The sequence below is a fragment of the Cutibacterium avidum ATCC 25577 genome, from assembly GCF_000227295.1.
Lineage (GTDB): Bacteria > Actinomycetota > Actinomycetes > Propionibacteriales > Propionibacteriaceae > Cutibacterium > Cutibacterium avidum.
Genome location: NZ_JH165054.1, coordinates 1,800,235 through 1,821,397 on the forward strand (window position 1 = coordinate 1,800,235; position 21,163 = coordinate 1,821,397).

Annotated in this window: 18 protein-coding genes, 1 tRNA gene and 1 pseudogene; 10 read left to right on the forward strand and 10 right to left on the reverse strand. The window is 62.4% G+C overall.

What is annotated here, in order from left to right; all coding sequences use genetic code 11:
- Positions 1–71 precede the first annotated feature (71 nt).
- Positions 72–557 (forward strand): universal stress protein, encoded by a 486-nt coding sequence (locus HMPREF9153_RS08020; protein WP_171023474.1) that lies wholly within the window; start codon positions 72–74, stop codon positions 555–557.
- A gap of 73 nt (positions 558–630) precedes the next feature.
- Here HMPREF9153_RS08020 and HMPREF9153_RS08025 read toward each other — a convergent pair whose 3' ends face one another.
- The 5 genes and pseudogenes from HMPREF9153_RS08025 to HMPREF9153_RS08055 form a co-directional block, all read right to left on the reverse strand.
- A complete protein-coding gene (locus HMPREF9153_RS08025; RefSeq protein ID WP_004811103.1) occupies positions 631–1,275 on the reverse strand; it encodes a cation efflux transmembrane domain-containing protein in 645 nt (214 codons plus the stop codon).
- Between the two features lie 167 nt (positions 1,276–1,442).
- A complete protein-coding gene (locus tag HMPREF9153_RS08030) occupies positions 1,443–1,649 on the reverse strand; it encodes a hypothetical protein (RefSeq protein WP_004811105.1) in 207 nt (68 codons plus the stop codon).
- A 178-nt stretch (positions 1,650–1,827) separates the two neighbouring features.
- Positions 1,828–2,648, reverse strand: a pseudogene (locus HMPREF9153_RS12900) (hypothetical protein).
- A 1,147-nt stretch (positions 2,649–3,795) separates the two neighbouring features.
- Complete coding sequence (locus tag HMPREF9153_RS08040; protein WP_004811113.1) at positions 3,796–4,797, reverse strand: helix-turn-helix domain-containing protein; 1,002 nt, start codon at positions 4,795–4,797, stop codon at positions 3,796–3,798.
- Positions 4,798–5,446: 649 nt separating this feature from the next.
- Positions 5,447–5,523, reverse strand: a tRNA-Met gene (locus HMPREF9153_RS08055).
- Between the two features lie 217 nt (positions 5,524–5,740).
- Between HMPREF9153_RS08055 and HMPREF9153_RS08060 the strand changes: the two genes are divergently transcribed.
- The 6 genes from HMPREF9153_RS08060 to serA are packed head-to-tail and all read left to right on the forward strand — an operon-like array spanning position 5,741 to position 11,842.
- Positions 5,741–7,228, forward strand: coding sequence for an ABC transporter substrate-binding protein (locus HMPREF9153_RS08060; RefSeq protein ID WP_004811116.1), 1,488 nt, complete (start codon positions 5,741–5,743; stop codon positions 7,226–7,228).
- Complete coding sequence (locus HMPREF9153_RS08065) at positions 7,225–8,202, forward strand: ABC transporter permease (RefSeq protein WP_004811118.1); 978 nt, start codon at positions 7,225–7,227, stop codon at positions 8,200–8,202. The genes HMPREF9153_RS08060 and HMPREF9153_RS08065 overlap by 4 nt, the downstream gene beginning before the upstream one ends.
- Positions 8,199–9,011, forward strand: a complete 813-nt coding sequence (locus tag HMPREF9153_RS08070; RefSeq protein WP_004811119.1) for an ABC transporter permease — start codon at positions 8,199–8,201, stop codon at positions 9,009–9,011. The genes HMPREF9153_RS08065 and HMPREF9153_RS08070 overlap by 4 nt, the downstream gene beginning before the upstream one ends.
- On the forward strand, positions 9,011–9,823 hold the full coding sequence (locus tag HMPREF9153_RS08075) for an ABC transporter ATP-binding protein (protein ID WP_004811121.1): 813 nt from the start codon (positions 9,011–9,013) through the stop codon (positions 9,821–9,823). The genes HMPREF9153_RS08070 and HMPREF9153_RS08075 overlap by 1 nt, the downstream gene beginning before the upstream one ends.
- Positions 9,820–10,605, forward strand: coding sequence for an ABC transporter ATP-binding protein (locus HMPREF9153_RS08080; RefSeq protein ID WP_004811124.1), 786 nt, complete (start codon positions 9,820–9,822; stop codon positions 10,603–10,605). Before HMPREF9153_RS08075 ends, HMPREF9153_RS08080 begins: the two co-directional genes overlap by 4 nt.
- Positions 10,606–10,651: 46 nt before the next feature.
- A complete protein-coding gene (gene serA / locus HMPREF9153_RS08085; RefSeq protein ID WP_004811127.1) occupies positions 10,652–11,842 on the forward strand; it encodes a phosphoglycerate dehydrogenase in 1,191 nt (396 codons plus the stop codon).
- An 82-nt stretch (positions 11,843–11,924) separates the two neighbouring features.
- Here the strand turns inward: serA and HMPREF9153_RS08090 are convergent, their stop codons facing one another.
- On the reverse strand, positions 11,925–12,713 hold the full coding sequence (locus tag HMPREF9153_RS08090; RefSeq protein WP_004811130.1) for an inositol monophosphatase family protein: 789 nt from the start codon (positions 12,711–12,713) through the stop codon (positions 11,925–11,927).
- Positions 12,714–12,795: 82 nt separating this feature from the next.
- On the opposite strand from HMPREF9153_RS08090, the gene HMPREF9153_RS08095 reads away from it, so the two are divergent.
- Positions 12,796–14,313, forward strand: coding sequence for a S10 family peptidase (locus HMPREF9153_RS08095; RefSeq protein WP_004811132.1), 1,518 nt, complete (start codon positions 12,796–12,798; stop codon positions 14,311–14,313).
- A gap of 21 nt (positions 14,314–14,334) precedes the next feature.
- Here the strand turns inward: HMPREF9153_RS08095 and rsgA are convergent, their stop codons facing one another.
- From rsgA to HMPREF9153_RS08110, 3 genes are read right to left on the reverse strand one after another with little or no spacing between them, the layout of a single operon-like run.
- Positions 14,335–15,336, reverse strand: coding sequence for a ribosome small subunit-dependent GTPase A (gene rsgA, locus HMPREF9153_RS08100; protein ID WP_004811134.1), 1,002 nt, complete (start codon positions 15,334–15,336; stop codon positions 14,335–14,337).
- Positions 15,337–16,626: a 3-phosphoshikimate 1-carboxyvinyltransferase gene (gene aroA, locus HMPREF9153_RS08105; protein ID WP_036979743.1), complete on the reverse strand. Its 1,290-nt coding sequence runs from the start codon at positions 16,624–16,626 to the stop codon at positions 15,337–15,339.
- The gene (locus HMPREF9153_RS08110; protein ID WP_004811138.1) at positions 16,616–17,236 is read right to left on the reverse strand and encodes a DoxX family protein; all 621 of its coding nucleotides are present in this window, start codon (positions 17,234–17,236) and stop codon (positions 16,616–16,618) included. The genes aroA and HMPREF9153_RS08110 overlap by 11 nt, the downstream gene beginning before the upstream one ends.
- A gap of 106 nt (positions 17,237–17,342) precedes the next feature.
- Here HMPREF9153_RS08110 and HMPREF9153_RS08115 point away from each other — a divergent pair, with 106 nt between their 5' ends.
- Together HMPREF9153_RS08115 and HMPREF9153_RS08120 are read left to right on the forward strand one after the other, a co-directional pair.
- Complete coding sequence (locus HMPREF9153_RS08115; RefSeq protein ID WP_370882831.1) at positions 17,343–18,149, forward strand: sigma-70 family RNA polymerase sigma factor; 807 nt, start codon at positions 17,343–17,345, stop codon at positions 18,147–18,149.
- On the forward strand, positions 18,140–18,406 hold the full coding sequence (locus HMPREF9153_RS08120) for an anti-sigma factor RsrA (protein ID WP_171023472.1): 267 nt from the start codon (positions 18,140–18,142) through the stop codon (positions 18,404–18,406). Before HMPREF9153_RS08115 ends, HMPREF9153_RS08120 begins: the two co-directional genes overlap by 10 nt.
- Positions 18,407–18,632: 226 nt before the next feature.
- On the opposite strand, the gene HMPREF9153_RS08125 is transcribed toward HMPREF9153_RS08120, so the two are convergent.
- Positions 18,633–20,726, reverse strand: a complete 2,094-nt coding sequence (locus HMPREF9153_RS08125; protein WP_004811144.1) for a PHP domain-containing protein — start codon at positions 20,724–20,726, stop codon at positions 18,633–18,635.
- Positions 20,727–21,163 lie beyond the last annotated feature (437 nt).

Sequence of the window (21,163 nt, forward strand, 5' to 3'; positions counted from 1 at the left end):
AGATGGTCAAAGACGAGTCCGAGACCGGCCGCCGTGCATCCGTGACATACGAACGTTCGCCCCGAGGCACGATGAGGGGCCGTCCGGTCATCATCGCGATCATGCCGGACATCCCGCGGGCAGTACTCGCGACTGGCGTCGAGCATGCCATGGCCATGGGTAGCAAGATCGTCTTCGCCCATGTCGCGACCGATCGCGTGCCGAACCCGTCTGATCCCGACCAAAGCCACCCACTCGACCCGACCGCCGAGCGCATCTCGAATGCGACCGCCCGATCGTCTATCCAAGGTTCCTTGGACGCTTTCATGGCGAACTACCCAGAGACGGAGTGGGAGCTCGTCTATCTGTCTGGTCTGCCGGATCAACAGCTTGCCCACCTCGCCCATGACATTGGCGCTGGGTGCTTCGTGCTGGGAACTCGGCGTCCCGGTTTCCGTGCCGGTTTGCAGGAGTGGCTGGACGGATCGGTGGCAGTCCAGCTGGGACGCCGTCAGCTGCGCCCGGTCATTATCGTCCCATTGCGAGGCGAGGACTGGGATCAGCCGCTCTGTCAGTGAGTGCCGTCGCGTCTGGCAGCTCCGTGTCGGAAGGCGACCGACGACCGGGACTGGCGAGAGATTTGAATACGGCTCAGGCCTCGTCAATCTCGAGTTCAGGTACCTCGCGGCGAGCCTGCTCCCACACTTCCTTGGCAGCCGTGGCGTTGATGAGGGCCATCACGAGTCCGACGATGACGTCGGGCCAGACCGTGAACCACACCGTCGTGATGAGACCAGCGACGAGGATGAGCACGTTGCCGAGTACGTCATTGCGTGCTGCCAGCCACGCACCTCGAACTAGGCTCGATCCCTGGTGACGCAATGTCATGAGGGCGATGGCACACGACAGGTTGATGAGTAGGGCAATGATGGCCGTCACTGACAACGGCACGGGCTCAGGCGGGGCTCCCGAGGTGATCTTCCAGACGGCAGTTCCCAGTGCTGCAGCTGCCGGGATGAGGATGAGGCCGGCCAACCAAATGCTGGCCTTCCGTCGTGACTGCACCGACCACCCGAGGGCCACCAGGACGAGCCCGTTGATGAGGACGTCCTCGAGGAAGTCGGCCGCGTCGGCGAAGAGGGATGCCGATCCGATGATGGATGCCACCGTGACGTCAATGACCAGTCCGATGGCATTGAGGATCGTCACGAGAGCGATGATCCGCCTGGTCGACGGGGACTCGATCTCGTCGGCTGCGTCGCCGGTACAGGTGGGGGAGCCATCGTAATGTGCCACGAGTCATCAGTCTGTCAGATTACGCATGACTGGGTACAAGGCCAAGGAGTGGTTTTGACGGTTCGGCCTGGGAACAGGTTTCGGCAGTCGAGTGAAAACCTCGTCGCCACCACGGATCGGATGTGATCGTGGTGGCGACGGGGCCGACGTGTGACTGGGCGTCGGTATCAGAAGATGCCGTCGCGATTGCGGATCTCGGTGATCGACTGGCCGACGGAGGAGGTCTTGACCACCGAGGTGCTCCACGTACCGACGCCGGTGACGCGGCTCGTGTCGTACTCGGTTCCGGCGGCCATGAAGTTGCCGACGTCGGTGGACCAGTACCACGTGTTGGGGGGAGTAGGCGGTTCCGCCAGGATAGTTCCAGTTCCCATGCCTGCTGGTCGAGACGGTGATCGCAGAACCCGAGCCGTCCGAGGAGGCCTGGGAGTAGCTACACACCCATCGCCCAAGACCTCAACATGGACAACGCTACCTTCACCACCCCCTCATCTGTGAAGAGCCAGTTTACGCACGGTGTTGAAAGAGGCGTCGGTCTACGACGAATGCGGGTTAATGGTCTTGCCGTGTGGGTCGCTGGGCGATGGCATCGAGAACGCGTGAGTGGGTGGCGATCCATTCGGCCGCGTCGGGGTTGATGTTGCGGGCGACGGTGTCGATCGCTGTTACGTAATGGGCAAGCCTGCGAATCTCAGCTTGTTGGTCAGGGTGAGCGCTGATGAGGGGCTCTTGATGGGAGGCGCGGTTACGGCCGTGGCGGATGAGCTCCACGTTTTCCTCGAAGTCGCGTCGGCTACGCCCCGGGTAGTGAGGCATGCCTCCGTTACGTAAGTCAGTGAGAGCTTTCCATACGGTTGCTTCCAGGCGCGGGGTGAGCAGAAAGCGCCAGTTGTCCAGTGACAGACTCGCCACGATCTGATCAGGGGTCGCATCGAGCCCCGCGCGCCGCAGTCGCGTCTCGGCCCTGGCGACGTTACGCGGGAAACCACCGAGCGATAGCTCGGGGATTCCCACCAACGCCGTATGCCAGTATCGGCGCTCAGGCGCACGTCAATGAAGTTTCTCAGGAGTACCTCGACATGGCTGATGTCTTCCAAGAACGCTTTCGAGATGCGGGTGTTCCACACGTACCACGCATCGACTGGTTCGATCCGGTAGCGGCTGAGCCTGGCGGGTGAGAATCACTCCTGCAACGTCTCACGACTCACCGTGGGATCGTGGTAGGACTGATGACGATGGGCCTCGGGAAGGTCAATGCCGCGAAATATCGGTATACCCCCGAGGTCATTGTTTTGCCCAGGCTCCTCCTCGCATACTTGCGGGGCGTCATTGGCTGCCGTCATCTCGTCTCTTCCCGGTACGTGGCTGTCCATGTTCACGGGCAGGTACGGCAATGAGATTCACCAACCGGTTCCGCACACGAACCTCCACCAAGCATACGCTGGCAAGCCCCTCTCGGCCCCACCACCAGACGCAGGGATCATGTGATCCCCATCAGCCTTGTCAACAGCAGTCGTGCCGACCTTCGGCGGCTTCGCAGGCGGAGGCGGAGGGAAGGACGCGGTATCACGTGCACTCACCGTGGTTTTGGCACCGGAGACGAACAGCCGCTGAGCTTTTTTGTTCGACGGGATCGCCTACGTGACTGCTGTTGCTGGCAGCGTCGCGGCTGCTGAAACCTTCGCGGCCCGATCGAGCGTGCCGAACGTTGCTGAGCCGACACCGGCCTTGTTCGTCGTCACCGTGACTTTCGAGTTACGACCATCCACCAACGTCACTTTTTCCCCGGGCACAGGACGTCCTGCCCCATTAACCAACCGCACTGTCGCCTTATAGCGACTATGGGCTGGCACCTGCGATGGAATATCAACGTTCAACTTGTAGTTACCGGCAGCGGCGCGGGCTTTCGCCTCTGCGACCATCGCTTGAGCCCGTGCTGTCACACCGGCCGCATCAGATCGATGACGCCCATGAGTACTAGAACCCAACTGATAGGTTGGGAACCCCTCCAATGCGTACACTGCGGCATCAACAGCGGCCGCCTGCCTATTATTCGACGTGGCATCCCACTTGCCCAAGACCCAGGCGACTTGTGAAAGCGCCGTCGGGGACAGCGATCCACCACCGTCACGCGCCCACCTCGTGGTCGAACCCCGAGACTGATAGGTCCCACCAGCGCTCGGGCCATCCTTCTCAGGATCAGCGCAATAGAACTGGCCGGTCGAACCATGATGGGTTCTATTGTTGAGGCGGTATGACCCAATCCAACCATCGCCATAGTTAATCTTTACGCCCACATAGTGAGTCGTTCTACCGTCCCAGGAGTACGAATCACCATACGCTGTCGCCGATGAGGCGGCTATGAGGCCAGCAGCCACGAGGGTTGCCACCCCGCTCGTTTCTTCCTATCCAGCATTTTCAAAAAGTCCTTACGTTTCGACATCCGGCATTCATCATGTGTTGTGGATCGGCGGGTGTTATGGATCGGCGGGGCACGCACCGCCACAGCACGAGGGGTGCTCACGAGACGTCCTGACTGATTCGGGCCGCGCGGATCAGGGCACGGGCCTGGGCGAGTTGCTGACGATGTTTGGCTTGTGCTTGCAGGTCGTCGAGCCACGCCCTCCGGCGTGCCTCGGCGTCGGTGATCGTCGGCGGCGTCGGGGTGGCGTCGTGGCTGGTCGGCGGATGGGTGGCGGTCAGGCGCCGTAACCGGGCACACACCAGGCCAGCCATCGAGTGCACGTGTTCGGGCAAGGGCTGGGCTTGCAGATGGTTGCGCACCTGTCGTGCTGACCATCCACCAGCCGTCAAAGCCGTCAGAGTCGGGGTGAGGCGGGCAGCGCCCACATCGTCGAGGACCTGCATCGGCTCAGGCAGGCACTGGCGCACCAGGTCCCAGTCAGCCCCGCCGCCGTCGTCGGGGAGGGGGCGAGGTTCCCGGGTCGGCGGGTCGACCGGGTCTGCTGTGGTCGACTCATCGGAATCTTCCCGTCCCTGCCCGTCCTGACCAGGCGTCGCCGCCGACGCCGGCAGGGGAGGGTTGGGAGGGGATGGGTTCCTAGGTGAGGGTTCTTCCCTAGTACGTTGCGTCACCCATGACACAACGGATGTGTCACCAGTGACACAACGGTCATCCGTGGTGTCACCGGTGACACGCGACTCGTCCCACCCCACAACCCCCCTCAAGGGACGCACTTCTTGGGGATGATGATCCCGCACCCGAGCACGCGAAATCTTGTCAGGGATCATCAACTGATACACGCTGTTCGTCTTCCGCATCCCGCCGAACTTGGAACGCTCAAAACCCTGCTCACGCGTGATCAGCCCCTCAGCCTCCAACCACTTCAGCGAGCGCATAATCGTCGACCGCGACGCCTGCACCTCGCCCATCAACGTCGAAACCTTCGGCCACGCACGATCATCGTCACCGGCCTTGTCAGCCAACATCAACAGCGTCAGTTTCGTCGTAGAGTCCGGAACATCGCAGGAGATCGCCCACGTGATCGCAACCAAACTCACGCCAGCTCACCCCTCACTCGTCCGGACTAGACGACCACAGGTCCGCATCCGCGCGGCCCGACTCAGGAGGCGTGACCAGATCAAGGACCCATGCAGCCGGAATAATCCACCGGCCCGACGGCAACTTCCGAGCGCCAGGAATCCGACCATCGCGACACCACCGAGTGACCGTGGCCGTACTCGTTTCCGGCAGCACCGCGGCGACAATCTGGGGGGACAGAAGACTGTCAGCGACAGCTTCGACATCGAGATGGGAGGAGGTCATGCACAGAGCGTGCTACATAGATATGAAAGTATCAATAATGGAAACATATGACACCATATATGCATCTGTGTACCATCTTGTTCATGGCTAAGATTTATGAGCAAGCCCGTGAAGCTGGCCTCATTGACACCTACTCTGCTGATGAAGCTGTCGGCATGACCGTACAGATGCTGCTGTTTAAGAAGCGGTTGAAGTTTCGTGACCTTGCTAGAGCACTGCATGTCTCTCCGGCTACTGCGGGCAAGAGAATTCGTGGAGAGCTCGGATGGTCGGTGACGGATCTCATTGCGACCGCTGAACTCCTCGACGTCCATGTCGAGGACCTCATCCCCAAGCGCAAAGAAAACCAGCCCGCCTCCCAAGGGGGAGACGAGCTGGCCTCTCTGGTAGCGGGGACAGGATTTGAACCTGTGACCTCCGGGTTATGAGCCCGGCGAGCTACCGAACTGCTCCACCCCGCGTCGACTTGTTCGACTATACAGATCACACCGGTGCAATACAAATCGGGGCGGGACGTGCTCGAATGATCGGCGCATCAACCCCGTCTGCGTCACCCGTTCGGCCGCCTTCGGAAGCCGTGCACATATGACTGCAGTACTAACCCCACAGACTGCATGAAGTCGGGGTCGGTTATGCTCATTCGCAACGTGCTACGCCCGAAGGGAGCATGAGCAGACGATGCGAGGCCAGTTGAAGGCTGCGGGACTTGCCGTGGCAGTGGCTCTGTCGACCACCGGAATCACCGGCTGCCAGTCCGCAGAAGAGGGAGTCCTCACCATTGGGGCGACGGCTGCCCCTCCGACACTGGACCTGGTGTCGAATGCTGCCGCAGCGATCCCGCAGGTTCTTCTCTACAACGTGTACGAGACCCTTATCCGCGTCGACGACTCGGGCAAGCTCGTCGGTCTGCTGGCGAAGTCGTGGCAGCTGTCCGAGGACGGACTTCACCTCGCCTTCCACCTTGATCCTTCAGCGCGCTTCGCCTCCGGGGCCGCGGTGAACTCAGCGGCGGTGAAGTCCTCCCTGGAGCGGATGAGAGCCGAGTCGGCCAGCCCCGTCAACCAGGCGAACCTGTCGGCAGTCAAGGCTATCCGTACCCCTGACGACGCCACCGTCATTCTTGACCTGTCCCATCGCGACAACTTCCTGTTGTTCAACCTGGCCAGCACATCGGGTGTCGTCATTGATCCCGCCACCAAGGATCTGGCCACCCGGCCGCAAGGATCTGGCCCCTACGTCGTCACCGAGTTCACGCCGGGGCACTCGGTGACCTTGTCGCCGTCCCCTCGTCCGTGGCACGAGGGGGGACGTCCCACCGTTCGTTTCTCGTACTACTCGGACCCGACCTCGCAGACGGCCGCCCTGCTGTCGGGAGATCTTGACGTCGTCTCTGATCTGACGACTCCCCAGGCCCTCTCCCGCTTCACGAGCAACCCGGCCTACCGGGTACTGCGGGGAACCACCAACGGCGAGGTCGTGCTGGGTATGAACAACACCTCCAAGCCGCTTTCAGACCGACGGGTTCGGCAGGCCATCCTCATGGCGATTGACCGCAACGGATTGCTGGACGTCGTATGGAATGGCCAGGGAACACTCATCGGCTCGATGGTTCCACCCACCGACCCTTGGTTCACCGATCTGTCCCACACCTGGCCCTATGACCCGGCACGGGCGCGCAAGCTACTTGCTGAGGCCGGGTACCCCAACGGACTGACCCTCAGACTGCGGGCCGCGGCCCTGCCCTACGCGACGGCAGCCTCGCGGGTGGTTGCTTCCGACCTGGCCCAGATCGGGATCATCGTCGACAGTGACGAGCTGGAATTCCCGGCCCGCTGGCTCGATGTCGTCTACACCCATGCTGATTACGACCTGACGATCGTCGCCCACGTGGAGGCACGCGACATCGTCAACTGGGCCAACCCCGACTACTACTGGCGCTACCGCAACAAGGAATTCAACCGGCTCATCGAATCCGCCCGGACGGGACCAGCCGACCGCACCAACGAGACCATGATGCAGGCCAGTAGGATCCTGGCGACTGACGCCGCCGGAGGATTCCTCTTCCTGATGCCGAAGATCACCATCAGCAAGGCTGGTATCAGCGGACTACAGCGCAACACCACCTCGATGAGCTTCGACCTCACCAAGGTCAGGAGGACGAGGTGACCGTCCTCAAACGTGTGCTCCTCCCATTGGGGGAGTTGCTGGTGTGGCTACTGGTCGCATCCTTGATCGTCTATGCCCTGCTCAGCTTGCTTCCCGGTGACGTCGCCCAGGTCATTCTGGGCGCCAACGCGGACCCGAAAGCTGCAGCAGCCGTGCGCACCCGACTGGGCCTGGACCTCCCGTGGCCCCAGCGGTACTGGGATTGGATCAGTTCTTTGGTCAGGGGCGACCTGGGCATTTCCATCGTTTCCGCTGAACCGATCGGTCCGCAGATTGCGTCGCGACTGGCGGTGACGGGTTGGCTCGTCGGGCTGTCATTGCTGCTGGCCCTGGTGGTCTGCTTGCCGATGGGAGCCTACGCGGCCGTCCATCGTCGCGAGGGTCGAGGATTCGCGGCTTCCGCGCTGTCACAGGTCCTCATGAGCATTCCTGCCTTCCTCGCCGGAATCCTCCTCATCCTGCTGTTCTCGGTGACCCTCGGATGGCTGCCTGCCGGAGGATACGTACCGCTGCATGAGGATGCCGGAGGATGGGCGGCGCACCTGGTCCTTCCGGTGTTGTCCCTGTCCATCGTGCAAGCCGCAGTGATGACACGTTACGTACGCAGTGCCTTCATCGACGTTCTCGCTGACGATCACCTGCGCACGGCCCGCGCCGTCGGTTGGCGGCTGTGGCCCGCACTGCATCGTCACGGATTGCGCAACGCCTCGATCAGCTTGGCCACAGTTTTTGGCCTGCAGGCCAGCGCAATGCTGGTGGGAGCCATCGTCGTCGAAGAGGTCTTCGTCATCCCAGGTCTGGGGTCCTATCTCCTCGATGCTGTCAGTACCCGCGATCTTCTTGTCGTCAGTGACGTCGTCATGGTCATCGTGGCCATCGTGCTGGTGATCTCCTACCTCACGGATCTCCTCATCGTGGCCCTCGATCCTCGGCTGCGTATCAGAGCCACTTCCAGACAGGGGGACCACTCATGAGGAGGGCAGGTCTGGTCATGGGGTGTGTTCTGGTCGGCTTGGTCGTCGTGGCTGGAATCACCTCTGCGGTGTGGACGCCATACGATCCCAATCTCGTCGTCCCGGCAGATCGTCTTCTGGGGCCCAGCAGCCAGCATTGGCTTGGAACCGACGGATTCGGCTCCGACATTGCATCCCGGATGCTCGTGGGTGCTCGTACCTGTCTGCTCGTCGGAGTGGTGTCGGTACTCATCGCCGCCGGAATCGGCGTGCCGTGGGGGGTGACATCCGCCATGCTTCCTCGCCCCTGGTCCACGATTGTGGGACGAGCTGCCGATCTGCTGTACGCGTTCCCAGCCCTGTTGCTGGCGATCATCCTGGCCGCGGCAGTGGGTGGATCGACTCTGACCGGCATGGTGGCCATCGGTGTCTCGACGGTCCCCGTGTTCGCCCGTATCACGCGAACCGCCAGCCGACAGATCCTTTCCCAGGACTACATCGTCGCGGCGCGTAGCTCAGGGATGTCATGGCATTCCATCGCCTACAACCACGTGCTGTCCAACATTGCTCCGCTGATCGGCGTGCAGGCCTCGGTGTCCTATGGCACGGCGATCCTGGCGGAGGCCGCGCTGAGTTATCTCGGGCTGGCCACTCCGGCAACCGTCGCCACTTGGGGACGAATGCTGCGTGATTCCCAGGTGTACCTTTTCGACAGCCCCTGGCTGACCGTGGCGCCTGCCCTGGCGATTGCCGCAGCTGTCATGGGATTCACTCTCCTGGGAGACGGCTTGCGTGATTTCCTTGATCCGAGATTGCGGGAGGTCCGCTGATGGCGCTTCTGGAGGTTAACGATCTCGTTGTCGATTTCGGACGGCATCGTCGGGTCGCTGTTGATCACATCAGTTGGTCCCTGGACCCCGGTGAGCGTCTCGGCCTCATCGGTGAGTCCGGATCGGGGAAATCTGTCACCGCCCTGGCGATCATGGGTCTGCTTCCTGGCAACGCCCACGTGTCGGGTTCCATCCGTTGGCGTGGTGAGGAGCTTATCGGGGCCAGCGATCGGGCCATGTCCGCGTTGCGAGGCAGCAGCATCGGCATGGTTTTTCAGGAACCCATGACAGCACTGGACCCGACGATGAAGGTCGGAAGACAGGTTGGCGAGGTTGCCCTGCTGCACCATTCCGTCGCGCGAGGCCGGGCTCATGACCGCGTCCTGGAGATGCTTGAACAGGTTGGTATCGAGGATCCGACCCGAGTGGCGAACTCCTACCCGCACCAACTTTCTGGTGGCCAGCGTCAGAGAGTTCTGCTCGCCATGGCTCTGGTCAATTCTCCAGACCTGCTCATCTGCGACGAACCGACGACAGCCCTTGACGTGACGGTGCAGGCCCAGGTTCTGACAACGATTGACCAGGTGCTCGACTCAGTGGGCGCGGCCTGTCTGTTCATCACCCACGACCTGGCGGTGGTGTCCCACATTTGCCACGACCTCATCGTCATGACCTCGGGCCAGATCGTCGAAACCGGTCCAGCTCGCACAGTGCTGTCCGAACCTGATCACCCCTACACCCGACGGCTGCTGCGAGCTGCACGACTCGACCTTGTCGAGCCCGGGACGACGATTGTGTTGGAGGATTCATGACCACCCAGATCGACGTCGAGGACCTGCATCTTCATCTGGGGTCGCGTGGCGCCGGGATCGACGCCCTGGACGGAATCTCCCTGCACATCGACAAGGGGGAACGGCTCGGCCTGGTGGGAGAGTCTGGGTCGGGGAAGTCAACCCTGCTGAAAATTATGATGGCCTTGCGTCGACCGGATTCCGGTATCGTCCGCTTCCGGGGACGATCCCTGAGCGACATCGGCGCGGTACGTGATTTACGTCGGTCGGCCGCGATGGTGTTCCAGGACCCGCGGTCCTCTCTGGACCCGCGTATGAACATCGGTCGGGCGATCACCGAGCCACTGCGGTCCCCGGTTGCACGACGTATGACCCGTGAGGAACGCAAGGACCGCCTGGCAGAGGTCATGGTTGACGTCGGTTTGGATCCTGAGTCCGCCAGCCGATTTCCACACGAGTTCTCTGGTGGTCAGCGTCAGCGCATTTCCATTGCCAGGGCCTTGGTCACTGAACCTGACGTCCTGCTGGCCGATGAACCGGTGTCCGCTCTCGACGTGTCGGTGCGTGCTCAGGTGCTGAACCTGCTCAATGACTTGGTGCGCCAACGGGGACTGACGATGGTCTTCGTTTCTCACGACCTGGCCGTGGTGCGTCACCTGTGCGACACCGTGGCCGTCATGAGTGCTGGACGCATCGTCGAGCGAGGCCGACTTTCTGACGTCTACCGCGATCCGCAGCACGAGGTCACCCAGGAGTTGTTGACAGCGATTCCTCGCATCCGTGTGGACGATTCCACCCACTGAGACGAGCTCGGTAGTTCGGCCCTGCTCCCTCCATAAACTGACCGTCATGAAGGCGCTCCTGCTCGAAAACATCCACGATGAAGCCGTTCGAACCCTGAAACAGGCCGGTTACGAGGTTGAGCGGGTGAGCGAGGCCCTCGACGAGGACGACCTCATCAGTGCCCTCGACGGAGTTGATCTGTTGGGCATCCGGTCGCGGACTCGCGTCAGCCGCCGAGTCGTCGAGGCGTGTGGCGACAACCTCACCGCCGTGGGTGCCTTCTGCATTGGCACGAACCAGATGGATCTGGCCACCATGGCCCAGGCTGGTGTTCCGGCCTTCAACGCCCCTTATTCCAACACCCGTTCGGTTGTTGAACTGGTGATGGCGGAGATCATTGCATTGGCCCGTCGTCTCGGTGATCGCAACACCCAGATGCACAACGGGGTGTGGCGCAAGTCCGCCATCGGGTCCCACGAGATCCGCGGTCGTCGTCTTGGCATCATTGGGTACGGAAATATCGGCCAGCAGCTCTCCGTGGTGGCCGAATCCATGGGCATGCAGGTCTTCTTCTACGACATTGCCGATGTCCTGCCCATGGGGAACGCCCACAAGTGTGAGTCTATGGAAGAGTTGCTGGGCAGCGTCGATACCGTGTCCTTGCACGTTGATGGACGCCCGAGCAACAACAACCTCATTGGAGCGCGGGAGTTTGCCGTGATGAGGCCGCGCTCGTTGTTCCTCAATCTTTCCCGCGGCAAGGTCGTCGACATTGACGCCCTGGTCGACAATCTGCGTACGGGCCACATCGCGGGTGCCGGAGTCGACGTCTACCCCGAGGAACCTGCCTCGGGCAAGGAGCTGTTCACCTCCCCGTTGCGTGAGTTGGACAATGTGATCCTCACTCCGCACATTGGTGGTTCCACCCAGGAAGCCCAGGTCGACATCGGTCGCTATGTCGCCGGAAAACTCGTCGATTACGTCGAGAATGGCGCAACCGGGATGAGCGTCAATATTCCCGAGATCACGCCTTCCCCGCGTACTGGCGCCCGTATTGGCCACCTCCATCGCAATATCCCCGGTGTGATGGCCACGCTCAACCGACTCGTCGCCGACCAGGGCGGAAACGTCACGTATCAGGCGCTGGCCACCAAGGGGGAGCTCGGCTACTGCGTCCTCGACATTGCCGAAACTGACGGCGGGTTGTTGGCCAGTGTCACCGATCTCGAGGGGACGATTCGCGCCAGAATCCTCTGATCTCCACGACACAAGGAGCGGGCGGGTGATGATCACCCGCCCGCTTCCATTCTCAACGGGTTCTGATGCTGACGACGCAGCCTCAATCCTCAGGCTGAACCATGGCCAAGGCCTCGTCATGAAGGAACCCATTGGACGCCATGGCATTTCCTGACCAGGGGCCGTCTTTGCCGTCGAGACCAGTGAATGTGCCGCCGGCTTCGGTGACGATGACGTCAAGGGCGGCCATGTCGTGCAGCCCCAGCTCCGGTTCGCATGCCAGGTCGACGGTTCCCTCGGCAACCATCATGTACGACCAGAAATCACCGAAGGCGCGGGTACGCCACACCGATCTCATGAGTTCACCAAAACCGCGACCGCGACCGCTCTCCACCCATCCATGGAGGGAGGAGTAGGACAGGAAGGCGTCGTCAAGGTTGCGCACATTGGATACGTGAATGGGCGTTGCCGAGGCAAGCGACTTGCCGGTCCACGCGCCGGAGCCCTTGGCGGCCCACCAGCGACGTCTCAGGGCTGGAGCCGACACGACGGACGCGACGATCTCGTCCTCCACACTGAGTGCAATGAGGGTTGCCCATACCGGAACTCCGCGCAGGAAATTCGCGGTGCCGTCGATCGGATCGATGATCCAGCGACGCGGGCCCTCGCCGGTGTCAGCCCGTTCCTCGCCATGCACCGCGTCTCGGGAGCGCATCCGTGACAAGGTGCGGCGAATCGAGTCCTCAACGGCCAGATCTGCATCGGTCACTTCAGAACGATCGGGCTTGGTCGAGACCGTCAGGTCCCTGGCTCCGAATCGAGACATCGTCAAGGAGTCGGCATCGTCAGCGAGGATGTGTGCCAGGCGGAGGTCATCGGTGTGGTCGGCCATGCCCTCACCCTACTGGTGCGGGTGTGGCATCATGGGCACCAAAACCCGGGTGGCTTGCGACCGACGGCCTTAGGCTTAGGTCATGACGACAGACGAAACCCCCACCGTGGCCGCTGACGCGCCAGCTCCGACTGATGATCTGGTGACAACTCACCACACCATCTCCACGGTTGACGGTGACCTCAGCTATACCGCAACCACCGGACGCATCGTTCTGGGCAGCGAGAAGATCGCCAACAATGCCTTCACCGCTCATACGCCGCAGGCTCTCATGGGCATCACGGCCTACACCCTGGACGACACCGATCCCACCACGAGGCCGTTGACATTCGTGTTTAACGGCGGCCCGGGATCCTCCTCGGTGTGGCTGCACATGGGCCTTGTCGGCCCACGTGTGGTTGATCCGGGGACCCCCGAGGAGCCGGCCACCCCGCCGTTCCACCTCATTGACAACGGGCACACGCTGCTTCGGGAGACCGATCTCGTTGTCATTGATGCGATGTCGACCGGATACTCCCGAGTCGTCGATGGCGAGGATCCAAACCAGTGGCACGGCTGGAGCAAGGATGTCGAGCTCGTCAGCGAGCTCATCCGACTGTGGGTCACCCGTCATGGCAGGTGGGGAAGCCCGCTCTACCTGCTGGGAGAGTCCTACGGAACTGTCCGGGCCGTGAGTGTTGCCCAGCGCCTGCAGGACACCTTCTCGCTGTACCTCAATGGCATCATCCTGGTCTCCTCCGTGCTCGACTTCGGTAACCAGGACTTCGAGGACCTCACCTGGGACCGAGCCTGCGTTGACTTCCTGCCGACCTATGCCGCCGTCGCCCACTACCACGGCCACAACTCTGATCGCAGCCTGGAAGACGTCCTCGCAGAGGCCGAGGAATTCGCCGACGGCCCCTACCGTCAGGCTCTCGCTGGCGGCCATCGCCTCGACCCTGCGGAGAGGGCTCAGGTCACGGCGACCCTGTCCCAGCTCACCGGCCTGGATGTCAGCTACATCGAGCGTGCCAACCTGCGTATCGAGCACATGCGCTTCTGCACCGAGCTGCTGCGTGGCGAGGGCAAGGTCGTCGGCCGTATCGACGGTCGTTACAAGGGTGCATTGCCGAAGCGGACCGACGAGGTCGCCGACACCGACCCCAGCGGTGACGACACCGGCGCAGCCTTCGTCCACGGCTTCCAGCACTACCTGCGCAGCGAACTTGAGGTGACCACGGAGTCCCAGTACAACCTGGGCCTGCCGCTGTACCGGAACTGGAACTACAAGGAGTTCCAGGGCCGTCCGGTCAACGTCACCGACAAGCTGGAACGGGTCATGCGTGCTCAGAAGGGCCTGCACGTGCGCGTCGAGTACGCCCATTACGACCTGGCGACCCCTTATTTCGCGGCTCGCGACACCATCAACCATCTCAAGCTCGACGACGATGCCTTCGATCGCATCGAGGAGGCCTTCTTCGACACCGGTCACATGCCGTACCTCGGTTGCCGTGACGAAGAGGCTGACGGTATCGCGACCTTCATCCGTCGGACCAGTGGACGTCCCGTGACCGAGGTGCTCGAGGAGAACGCCGAGGACCACGGGGATGGCAGCGAGTGAACGACACTGCTACCGCCCTGCTCAACGCGGGGCGGTAGCACTCAACAGACGTCGCAGCGAGTCCACCCGGGACTGCCGCACCGTTCCCACAGCGAGGGCGTCGTCGATGGCGCACTCGGGACTGTCGGCACTGTGGCGGCATCCGCGTGGGCAGTTGACGGCAACCTCATCCAGTTCCTTGAAACCGGCGAGGATGCCGTCGGGCTCAACGTGGGACAGACCAAAGGATCGCACCCCTGGGGTGTCGATGATCCAGCCGCCTTGGGGCAGCGGGATGGCTTCCGCGCTCGTGGAGGTGTGACGACCGCGCCCGGTGACGTCATTGACGTGGCCTGTGACGCGATGGACGCCGGGAACCACGGCATTGATGAGTGTTGATTTTCCGACCCCGGAGTGGCCGACGAGCACGCTGATCCTGCCGTCCAGCAACTCGTGAAGATCCTTCAGGTCACTACCAGGGCGGCTGGTCACGACCGGAATCCCCACATCCGAGTACAGCTCGACGAAGTCATCTCCCGGCGCCAGATCGGCCTTGGTCAGGCAGAGGATGGGGGAGACACCGGCGGCATGGGCAGCCACTAGGATGCGGTCGATCATCCCGGGACGCGGTGGGGGATCGGCGAGGGCGGTGACGATGACCACCTGATTGGCGTTGGCAACAATGGGACGCTCATGCGGATCGGTGTCATCGGCCGTGCGCCGCAGGACGGTGGTCCGGTCCTCGGTGTGGACGATTCTGGCCAGGGTTCCCTCGGCACCTGAGACATCGCCGTCAAGACGCACCTTGTCCCCGACGATGACTGACTTCCGACCGAGTTGTCGTGCCTTGGCGGCGATGACCTCGACGTCGTCATCGAGACGGCATCGGTAGCGGCCCCTGTCGATGGTGATGACGGTCCCGACGGGCAGCGATGAGTGATCCGGGCGTTGCTTGGTTCGCGGCTTGGTACGGCGACGCGGCCGGTCGTAGGAGGACCAGTCGCCGGTGTCGATTCCCGAGGAAGCCAGACGTCGTGGCGACACTCAGCCCTCCTTGACGAGTTCAGCCCACATCTGTGGGAACTGCGGCATGGTCTTCGACGTGCACGTGATGTCATCGAGTTCGATCCCCTCGACGGCCAGGCCCAGGAGGGCCCCGGCATGGGCCATCCGGTGATCGGCGTAGCACCCGAACAACCCGCCATGGAGGGAGTCGGCACCCTGGCCATCGATCTGCAGACCGTCCTCGGTTTGCCGGACGGTGACGCCGATACCGGACAATTCATGCTCGAGGGCGGCAAGGCGATCTGTTTCGTGGCCGCGAATGTGTGCGACCCCACGAATACGGGACGGGCCTTGGGCAAGGGACGCGACTGCGGCTACCACGGGGGTGAGCTCGCTCGCCTCGTGCAGGTCGACGTCAATCGGTCGGAGGGCATGCCATCCGGGGGCCTCCAGCGTCATGGATCCCTCGGAACGAGTCGCAGCAGCTCCCATCGTGGCGGCGATCTGGATGAACTGCGCTCCAGGTTGAGTGCTGGAAGCTGGCCACGCCGGCACCGTCACGGATCCGCCAGCGATCATGGCTGCGGCGAGGAAGGCGGCGGCGTTGGTGAGGTCTGGCTCGATGACATCGTCGAGAGCGTGAATCGGGCCGGGACGCACCACCCAGCGGCAGGGCTCGTCACTGATCACCGTGACGCCACGCTCTGCCAACATCTCGCAGGTCATGGCGATGTGGGGACCTGACGGTACAGACGTCCCGTCGTGACGAAGATCAATACCGCGCGGGAAGCGAGCGGCGGGCAACAACATGGCCGAGATGAACTGGCTCGACGCTGAGGAATCGATCGTCACCTCGGGGCCACCGAGACGGGCAGGAGCCGTCATGGCGAATGGCAGCTGGTCGGCATCAACTGTCACACCGAGCTGACGCAACCCGTCGAGAACGGGTCCGACCGGGCGCCGGGACGCCTGCTCGTCACCGACGAATCGGGTCTCGCCAATGACAAGTGCGGCTACCACCGGGAGGAACCTCATGACGGTACCGGCGAGGCCGCAGTCAATCGGGCCGGCAGAACGCGCCAGGCCAGGAACGACCCGAACTGAGGACGGGCCGGCAGGCTGGATGTCGGCACCGAGGTGCTGCAGCCCAGCGGTCATGAGGTCAGAGTCACGTGAGGTGAGGACACCGTCGAGGACGCTGGGCCCGTCGCCGAGTGCCGCGAGGACAAGGGCGCGGTTCGTCTGGGACTTGGATCCCGGGACGACGACACGCCCCGCGAGACGATGGACGACTCGCGGGGCGGTCCAGTGATGCTGGTCAGTCAGCAATCTTTTTCTGAGCCTTCTCGGCCTTCTTCTGAGCCTTGGCGGCTTCCTTCTGGGCCTTCTCGAGTTTCTTGCGGGCCGACTTCGACAGGTCGTCGAAGGAGGAGCTGATGGCCTTGCGCTGGTCACTGGCAGCAGACGAGACGCGACGCTGGGTGTCACCAGCGCGCCAGGCCAGGCTGGGACGACCGGCGGTGTCGCGGGAGGCCATCATGGCCCCACCCAACAGAGCGACGTTACGCAGCAGGACCGAACGAGCCGCGGCACGCTCGTCCCTCGGCAAGGACTTGTCAGGAATGGAAGCGAGCACATGCGGAACCATCGTGGTGGCAACAACTCCGGCACCGACACGACGGGCGAGACCCGTCGCCATTCCGAGACCGCCAAAAGCCTGGGCAGCGCCGGTGATGCGAACCAAGGTCTTGGTGTCCTCAGGGATGTATGCGCCGACAGATGCCGGCAGTGCGCGCTGCATCAGAGGAAGGAGACGGTCAGCAACCGGCTCGGCATCCTCCACGAAAGATTCGGGCTTCATCGCGGAGTTCGTCCCCTTGACGATGAAGTAACTGGCGAACATGGTCCGGCCCAAGCCTCGGATGATACTCATGGACATATGTCTACCGCGCCAAGGCCTTCCGCGGTAGCCGGATGGGCAATATTTTCGTCAGATGAACGGTCGCCGTGGGAATAGATCAACCTTTGTGATGCGTTGATCCGACATGAACGCTGTCCTCACCACGCCGTGCACCAGGCGGAGCCGTTGTCCGTCCGGTCATCGGCGCTGTGCACTAAGCTGGGCAGCGATGACCACACGAGAGTTCGAACCCAGGATGGATCGTCAGATGGATCGTCACGGGGACGTGCCGGGCACCGTGGATGTCGCCAAGGAAACCGAGGCTGAAAGAGCCGAGCGGTTCGAGCGTGACGCCCTCGAGTATCTCGATCAGCTCTATGGTGCTGCATTGCGGATGACCCGAAACCCGGCCGACGCCGAGGATGTCGTCCAGGAGACCTACGCGAAGGCATTCGCGTCATTCCACCAATTCCGTCCGGGAACCAATCTCAAGGCCTGGCTGTATCGCATCCTGACGAATACCTACATCAATTCGTATCGCAAGGCGCAGCGCCGACCGCAGACCTCCGATGACCAGGACATCGAGGACTGGCAGATCGCGCGGGCGGCCTCTCATGATAGCAACGGGCTTCGGTCCGCCGAATTGGAAGCCTTGGACGGGCTGCCAGACCAGCAGATCCTTGACGCTCTCGACGGGCTGTCCGACGAGTTCCGGCAGGTTGTCCTGTTGGCCGATGTCGAAGGATTCGCCTACAAGGAGATCGCCGAGATCATGGGAACGCCTATCGGGACGGTCATGAGTCGGCTCAATCGTGCCCGTAAGCAGTTGCGAAAGCAGTTGGTCGACGTCGCCGGGGCGCGGGGGATTGGCCCTCATGCCGGTCAGATTGACGAGGAGGACCTTGGTCGTCCGGAATTGGCGCGTAGTGCAGGAAAGGAGGGATCGCGATGACGCCGTCTAATGGTGACGAGGAGTCCTGTTGTTGGGTCATCGACCACCTCCAGGAGTTCTTGCACGGCGAGATGAGCGAACAAGAGGCCGACGCCTTCCGTCGTCACATCGCGGCCTGTGAGAGCTGCATGGATGAGGCGGACATGGAAGCAGCCGTGTCCCGAGCCCTCAGACGATGCAATCGCACCGTTGCCGCACCGATGCAGTTGAGAACCCGCGTCGTGCAGATGCAGGTGTCCTATCGTTGGCAGGCCTGAGACCGCTGACTAGTAAAAGACCCCTCACGCACAAGCAGGGGTGTGGTCCTTGGGGACAGTCAATTGTGTGGAGGAATCACCGCCACACAGGACGTCAGGGGACTGGCGTCAGTGACGGAAGAGATCTTGTGACATGACCTCCTCCGTCACCAACTGAAACACTCGTTTGTGCATCCCGTGCCAGTCGTGAGTACGGGATGCACAAAACTTGAGGTTTGATGAGGTTCTAATTACCAGTGTTGGGTAGCTTCGGCCGCTTAACGGGCGGGTTCGATTCACCTGGATCGACAGTCGGGGCAGTCGTCGGCGTGGGCTTGCGCGAGGCGGGCTGCGACGGGGTTGCGGATGGCGAGGTGCTGGGCGACGCAGGGTCGACCACCTTCACGAACACCGGGTTCGCGTAGAACCAGGTATCCACCCATGGATTGCCCGCGCGGGCCGTGCCGTCGTGCATGATCGGACCGTGTGGATCCACATCCGGGCCGTGGTATCCAGTGCCAGTGCGCTTGCCGTCGGAGCCGCGGAAACGGATGTAGAAGTCCTCTTTCAGATCCTTGAACTCGTGTGTGAGGACGAGCTTGCCCTTCTGACCCTTCGTCTTGAACGTGTGCAGTACGCGGGTCTCAGGTGCGCGCAGCGTCTCACGATCCGCAACCGGGCCAGTGATCGGCCCGCCGATGATGTCCACGAATGCCAGCTCCGGCACCCACTCGACACCCACCGTCGGGTCCGTAGCCTTCGGTTCCTTCGGCGACATCTTGATGCTCTTGACCGGCTCGGTCGCCGTCTCGATCGTCAGCTCGACGGTGATCTTGCCGCCCTTCGACGCCTCAATCGTGTCACCGAGCGTGACGACTCGACCATTTGCGCTCACCTTGGCGATGAAGCTTTTGATGAGCTGGCCGTGGCTGGCCCACACGCGGCCTGCGCGCAGCGCATCCATGACGGCGGTGTAGCTGCGTTCCGTTGCACCTGCGTGGATGCGGGTGAACTGGCCGGGCCAGAAGTCCGAACCACCTTGTGGGTCAATGAGGGGCTCCGGGTACTTCGGCTCCTCGCCTTCGGGGGTCTTCGCGTCGATCTCGGCGCGGACCTTTTGCGCGTCCTTGTACAACTTCGCGTCCTCAGGGCTGCGCAGCAGATCACCGGAGATGCCGACCGAACCGTCGGGGTTTTTGATCAACAGATCGCCGGCGACCTCACCCGTCGCGGTGTCAATTGGGTGCGGACGGCGCCCGCCGAGGAGCTTCATCTGCGCATTCTCGTTCTTGGCGTTGTCGTACTCCGGCTTCTTCGGGTAGTCGCCCAGACGCCACGTGTGCCACGAGGCGAGGTGGGCGTCCGAGTTCGCGGTGATGTAGAAGCGGCGTCCCTCAGCCAGCATGGAGTCCCAGAAGCCGCCCACGGTGGCCGTCAGCCAGTCCCAACCGCCATACGGTCGCATGTGCTCAGCCTTGTAACCGGGGTAGGAGTCCTCACGCGGATCGTGGGTGTATTCTCCGCGCATATCGCCATTGCCGACGTTGCGGCCGTACGGGTAACCCTGCGCGCCTGGCGCACCCTCCATGCCGATCATGACGTGCGGGTCGGCGTCGTGCCACAGACGGAACTCGTCGGGGGAGTCAATGCCCAAACGCATTGGGTGGTTTGCGAGGACGAGGACGTCGTCGATCCTGCCCTCAGCCTTCTGCTTGCCGAGCCAGGCGATGCCGGCGGCGGCCATCTTCTCCTGCTCGGCTTCCTCAGGACTGCCGACCTTCGGTTTCTCCCAACCGTTCAATTTGCCGTCGTAGGCAAGTTCGAACGCACGGAGAATCTTCGCTTCGTTCTTACCGGTGACGAAGACTGTGCCGTGCTCAGCCGCGGGGATGTACCACTCCAGGCCCTGGAAGATGAGCAAGTTCTTGCGTGCCTTACGCTCGGCCTCGATCTCTTTATGGGAGTTGAACACACCTGGGTCGGCATGCACGAAGTTGGAGTGCTCCGTAAACACCACCCAGTCGCAGCCGAAGTACTCGGCGGCATCCAACTGATCCTTAATCCGGTACTTTGCGTCGTAGCTCCACTGGGTGTGGACGTGGTGATCGCCGATTAGCCAGAGCAGCTTGTCGGGGTCGACTGAGTCCTTGTTGGGAGCGGCGGCAGCTTGGGTGCCTTGTAGTGCGAGGCCAGTGACCATCGCATTGGCTGCTGCGGCCATGCCGACCTGCAGGATCGAGCGGCGGCTGAAGCTCAGGCGGGCCAGTTCTTCGTCGCCGCGGCGACGGACATCCTCGAGTTCGTCAGGCGATAGGTGCTTATCGTCGGGGTGATGGTTCATGGTCCCCTCTCTCTGAGCCACAACTTTAAGCACAGTGAGGTGAAGCGTAGTTAACGCCCATGCGAACACATGTCACACGGTGGGGTGCAATAACCGCACCTGCTCCTGGGGTTGTTGATTGTAAGTCTGTTTATGGGCTCGCTCGTGGCCATCGTCGCGTCGCTGGTTGACGCACTGGGTGAGAATCGCGCGTATGGTGCGCGCCGCCGTCCTCGGGTTGCGCAACGCCGAGTTCTTTGAGGCGAGCATGCTGGCCGACGCACAAGGGGCGCTGTTGCTAGGCAGATGGTGGAGATGATCGGCATGGTGTTCCAGCCGTCGTCGCCCTGTCGCCGCACCGGATGCAGCTGAGGATGCGCGTCGTACAGATACAGGTGTCCTATCGTTGGCAGGCCTGAGACCGCTGACCAGTAAAAGGCCCCCGTCCATATGGACGG

Excerpts from the sequence above, each read along its gene's own strand:
- HMPREF9153_RS08020 (WP_171023474.1), top strand. The coding sequence starts at position 72 with ATGAGGGGCCGTCCGGTCATCATCGCGATCATGCCGGACATCCCGCGG.
- HMPREF9153_RS08030 (WP_004811105.1), bottom strand. The coding sequence starts at position 1,649 with ATGGGAACTGGAACTATCCTGGCGGAACCGCCTACTCCCCCCAACACG.
- HMPREF9153_RS08060 (WP_004811116.1), top strand. The coding sequence starts at position 5,741 with ATGCGAGGCCAGTTGAAGGCTGCGGGACTTGCCGTGGCAGTGGCTCTG.
- HMPREF9153_RS08070 (WP_004811119.1), top strand. The coding sequence starts at position 8,199 with ATGAGGAGGGCAGGTCTGGTCATGGGGTGTGTTCTGGTCGGCTTGGTC.
- HMPREF9153_RS08075 (WP_004811121.1), top strand. The coding sequence starts at position 9,011 with ATGGCGCTTCTGGAGGTTAACGATCTCGTTGTCGATTTCGGACGGCAT.
- HMPREF9153_RS08080 (WP_004811124.1), top strand. The coding sequence starts at position 9,820 with ATGACCACCCAGATCGACGTCGAGGACCTGCATCTTCATCTGGGGTCG.
- serA (WP_004811127.1), top strand. The coding sequence starts at position 10,652 with ATGAAGGCGCTCCTGCTCGAAAACATCCACGATGAAGCCGTTCGAACC.
- HMPREF9153_RS08090 (WP_004811130.1), bottom strand. The coding sequence starts at position 12,713 with ATGGCCGACCACACCGATGACCTCCGCCTGGCACACATCCTCGCTGAC.
- HMPREF9153_RS08095 (WP_004811132.1), top strand. The coding sequence starts at position 12,796 with ATGACGACAGACGAAACCCCCACCGTGGCCGCTGACGCGCCAGCTCCG.
- HMPREF9153_RS08110 (WP_004811138.1), bottom strand. The coding sequence starts at position 17,236 with ATGTCCATGAGTATCATCCGAGGCTTGGGCCGGACCATGTTCGCCAGT.
- HMPREF9153_RS08115 (WP_370882831.1), top strand. The coding sequence starts at position 17,343 with ATGAACGCTGTCCTCACCACGCCGTGCACCAGGCGGAGCCGTTGTCCG.
- HMPREF9153_RS08125 (WP_004811144.1), bottom strand. The coding sequence starts at position 20,726 with ATGAACCATCACCCCGACGATAAGCACCTATCGCCTGACGAACTCGAG.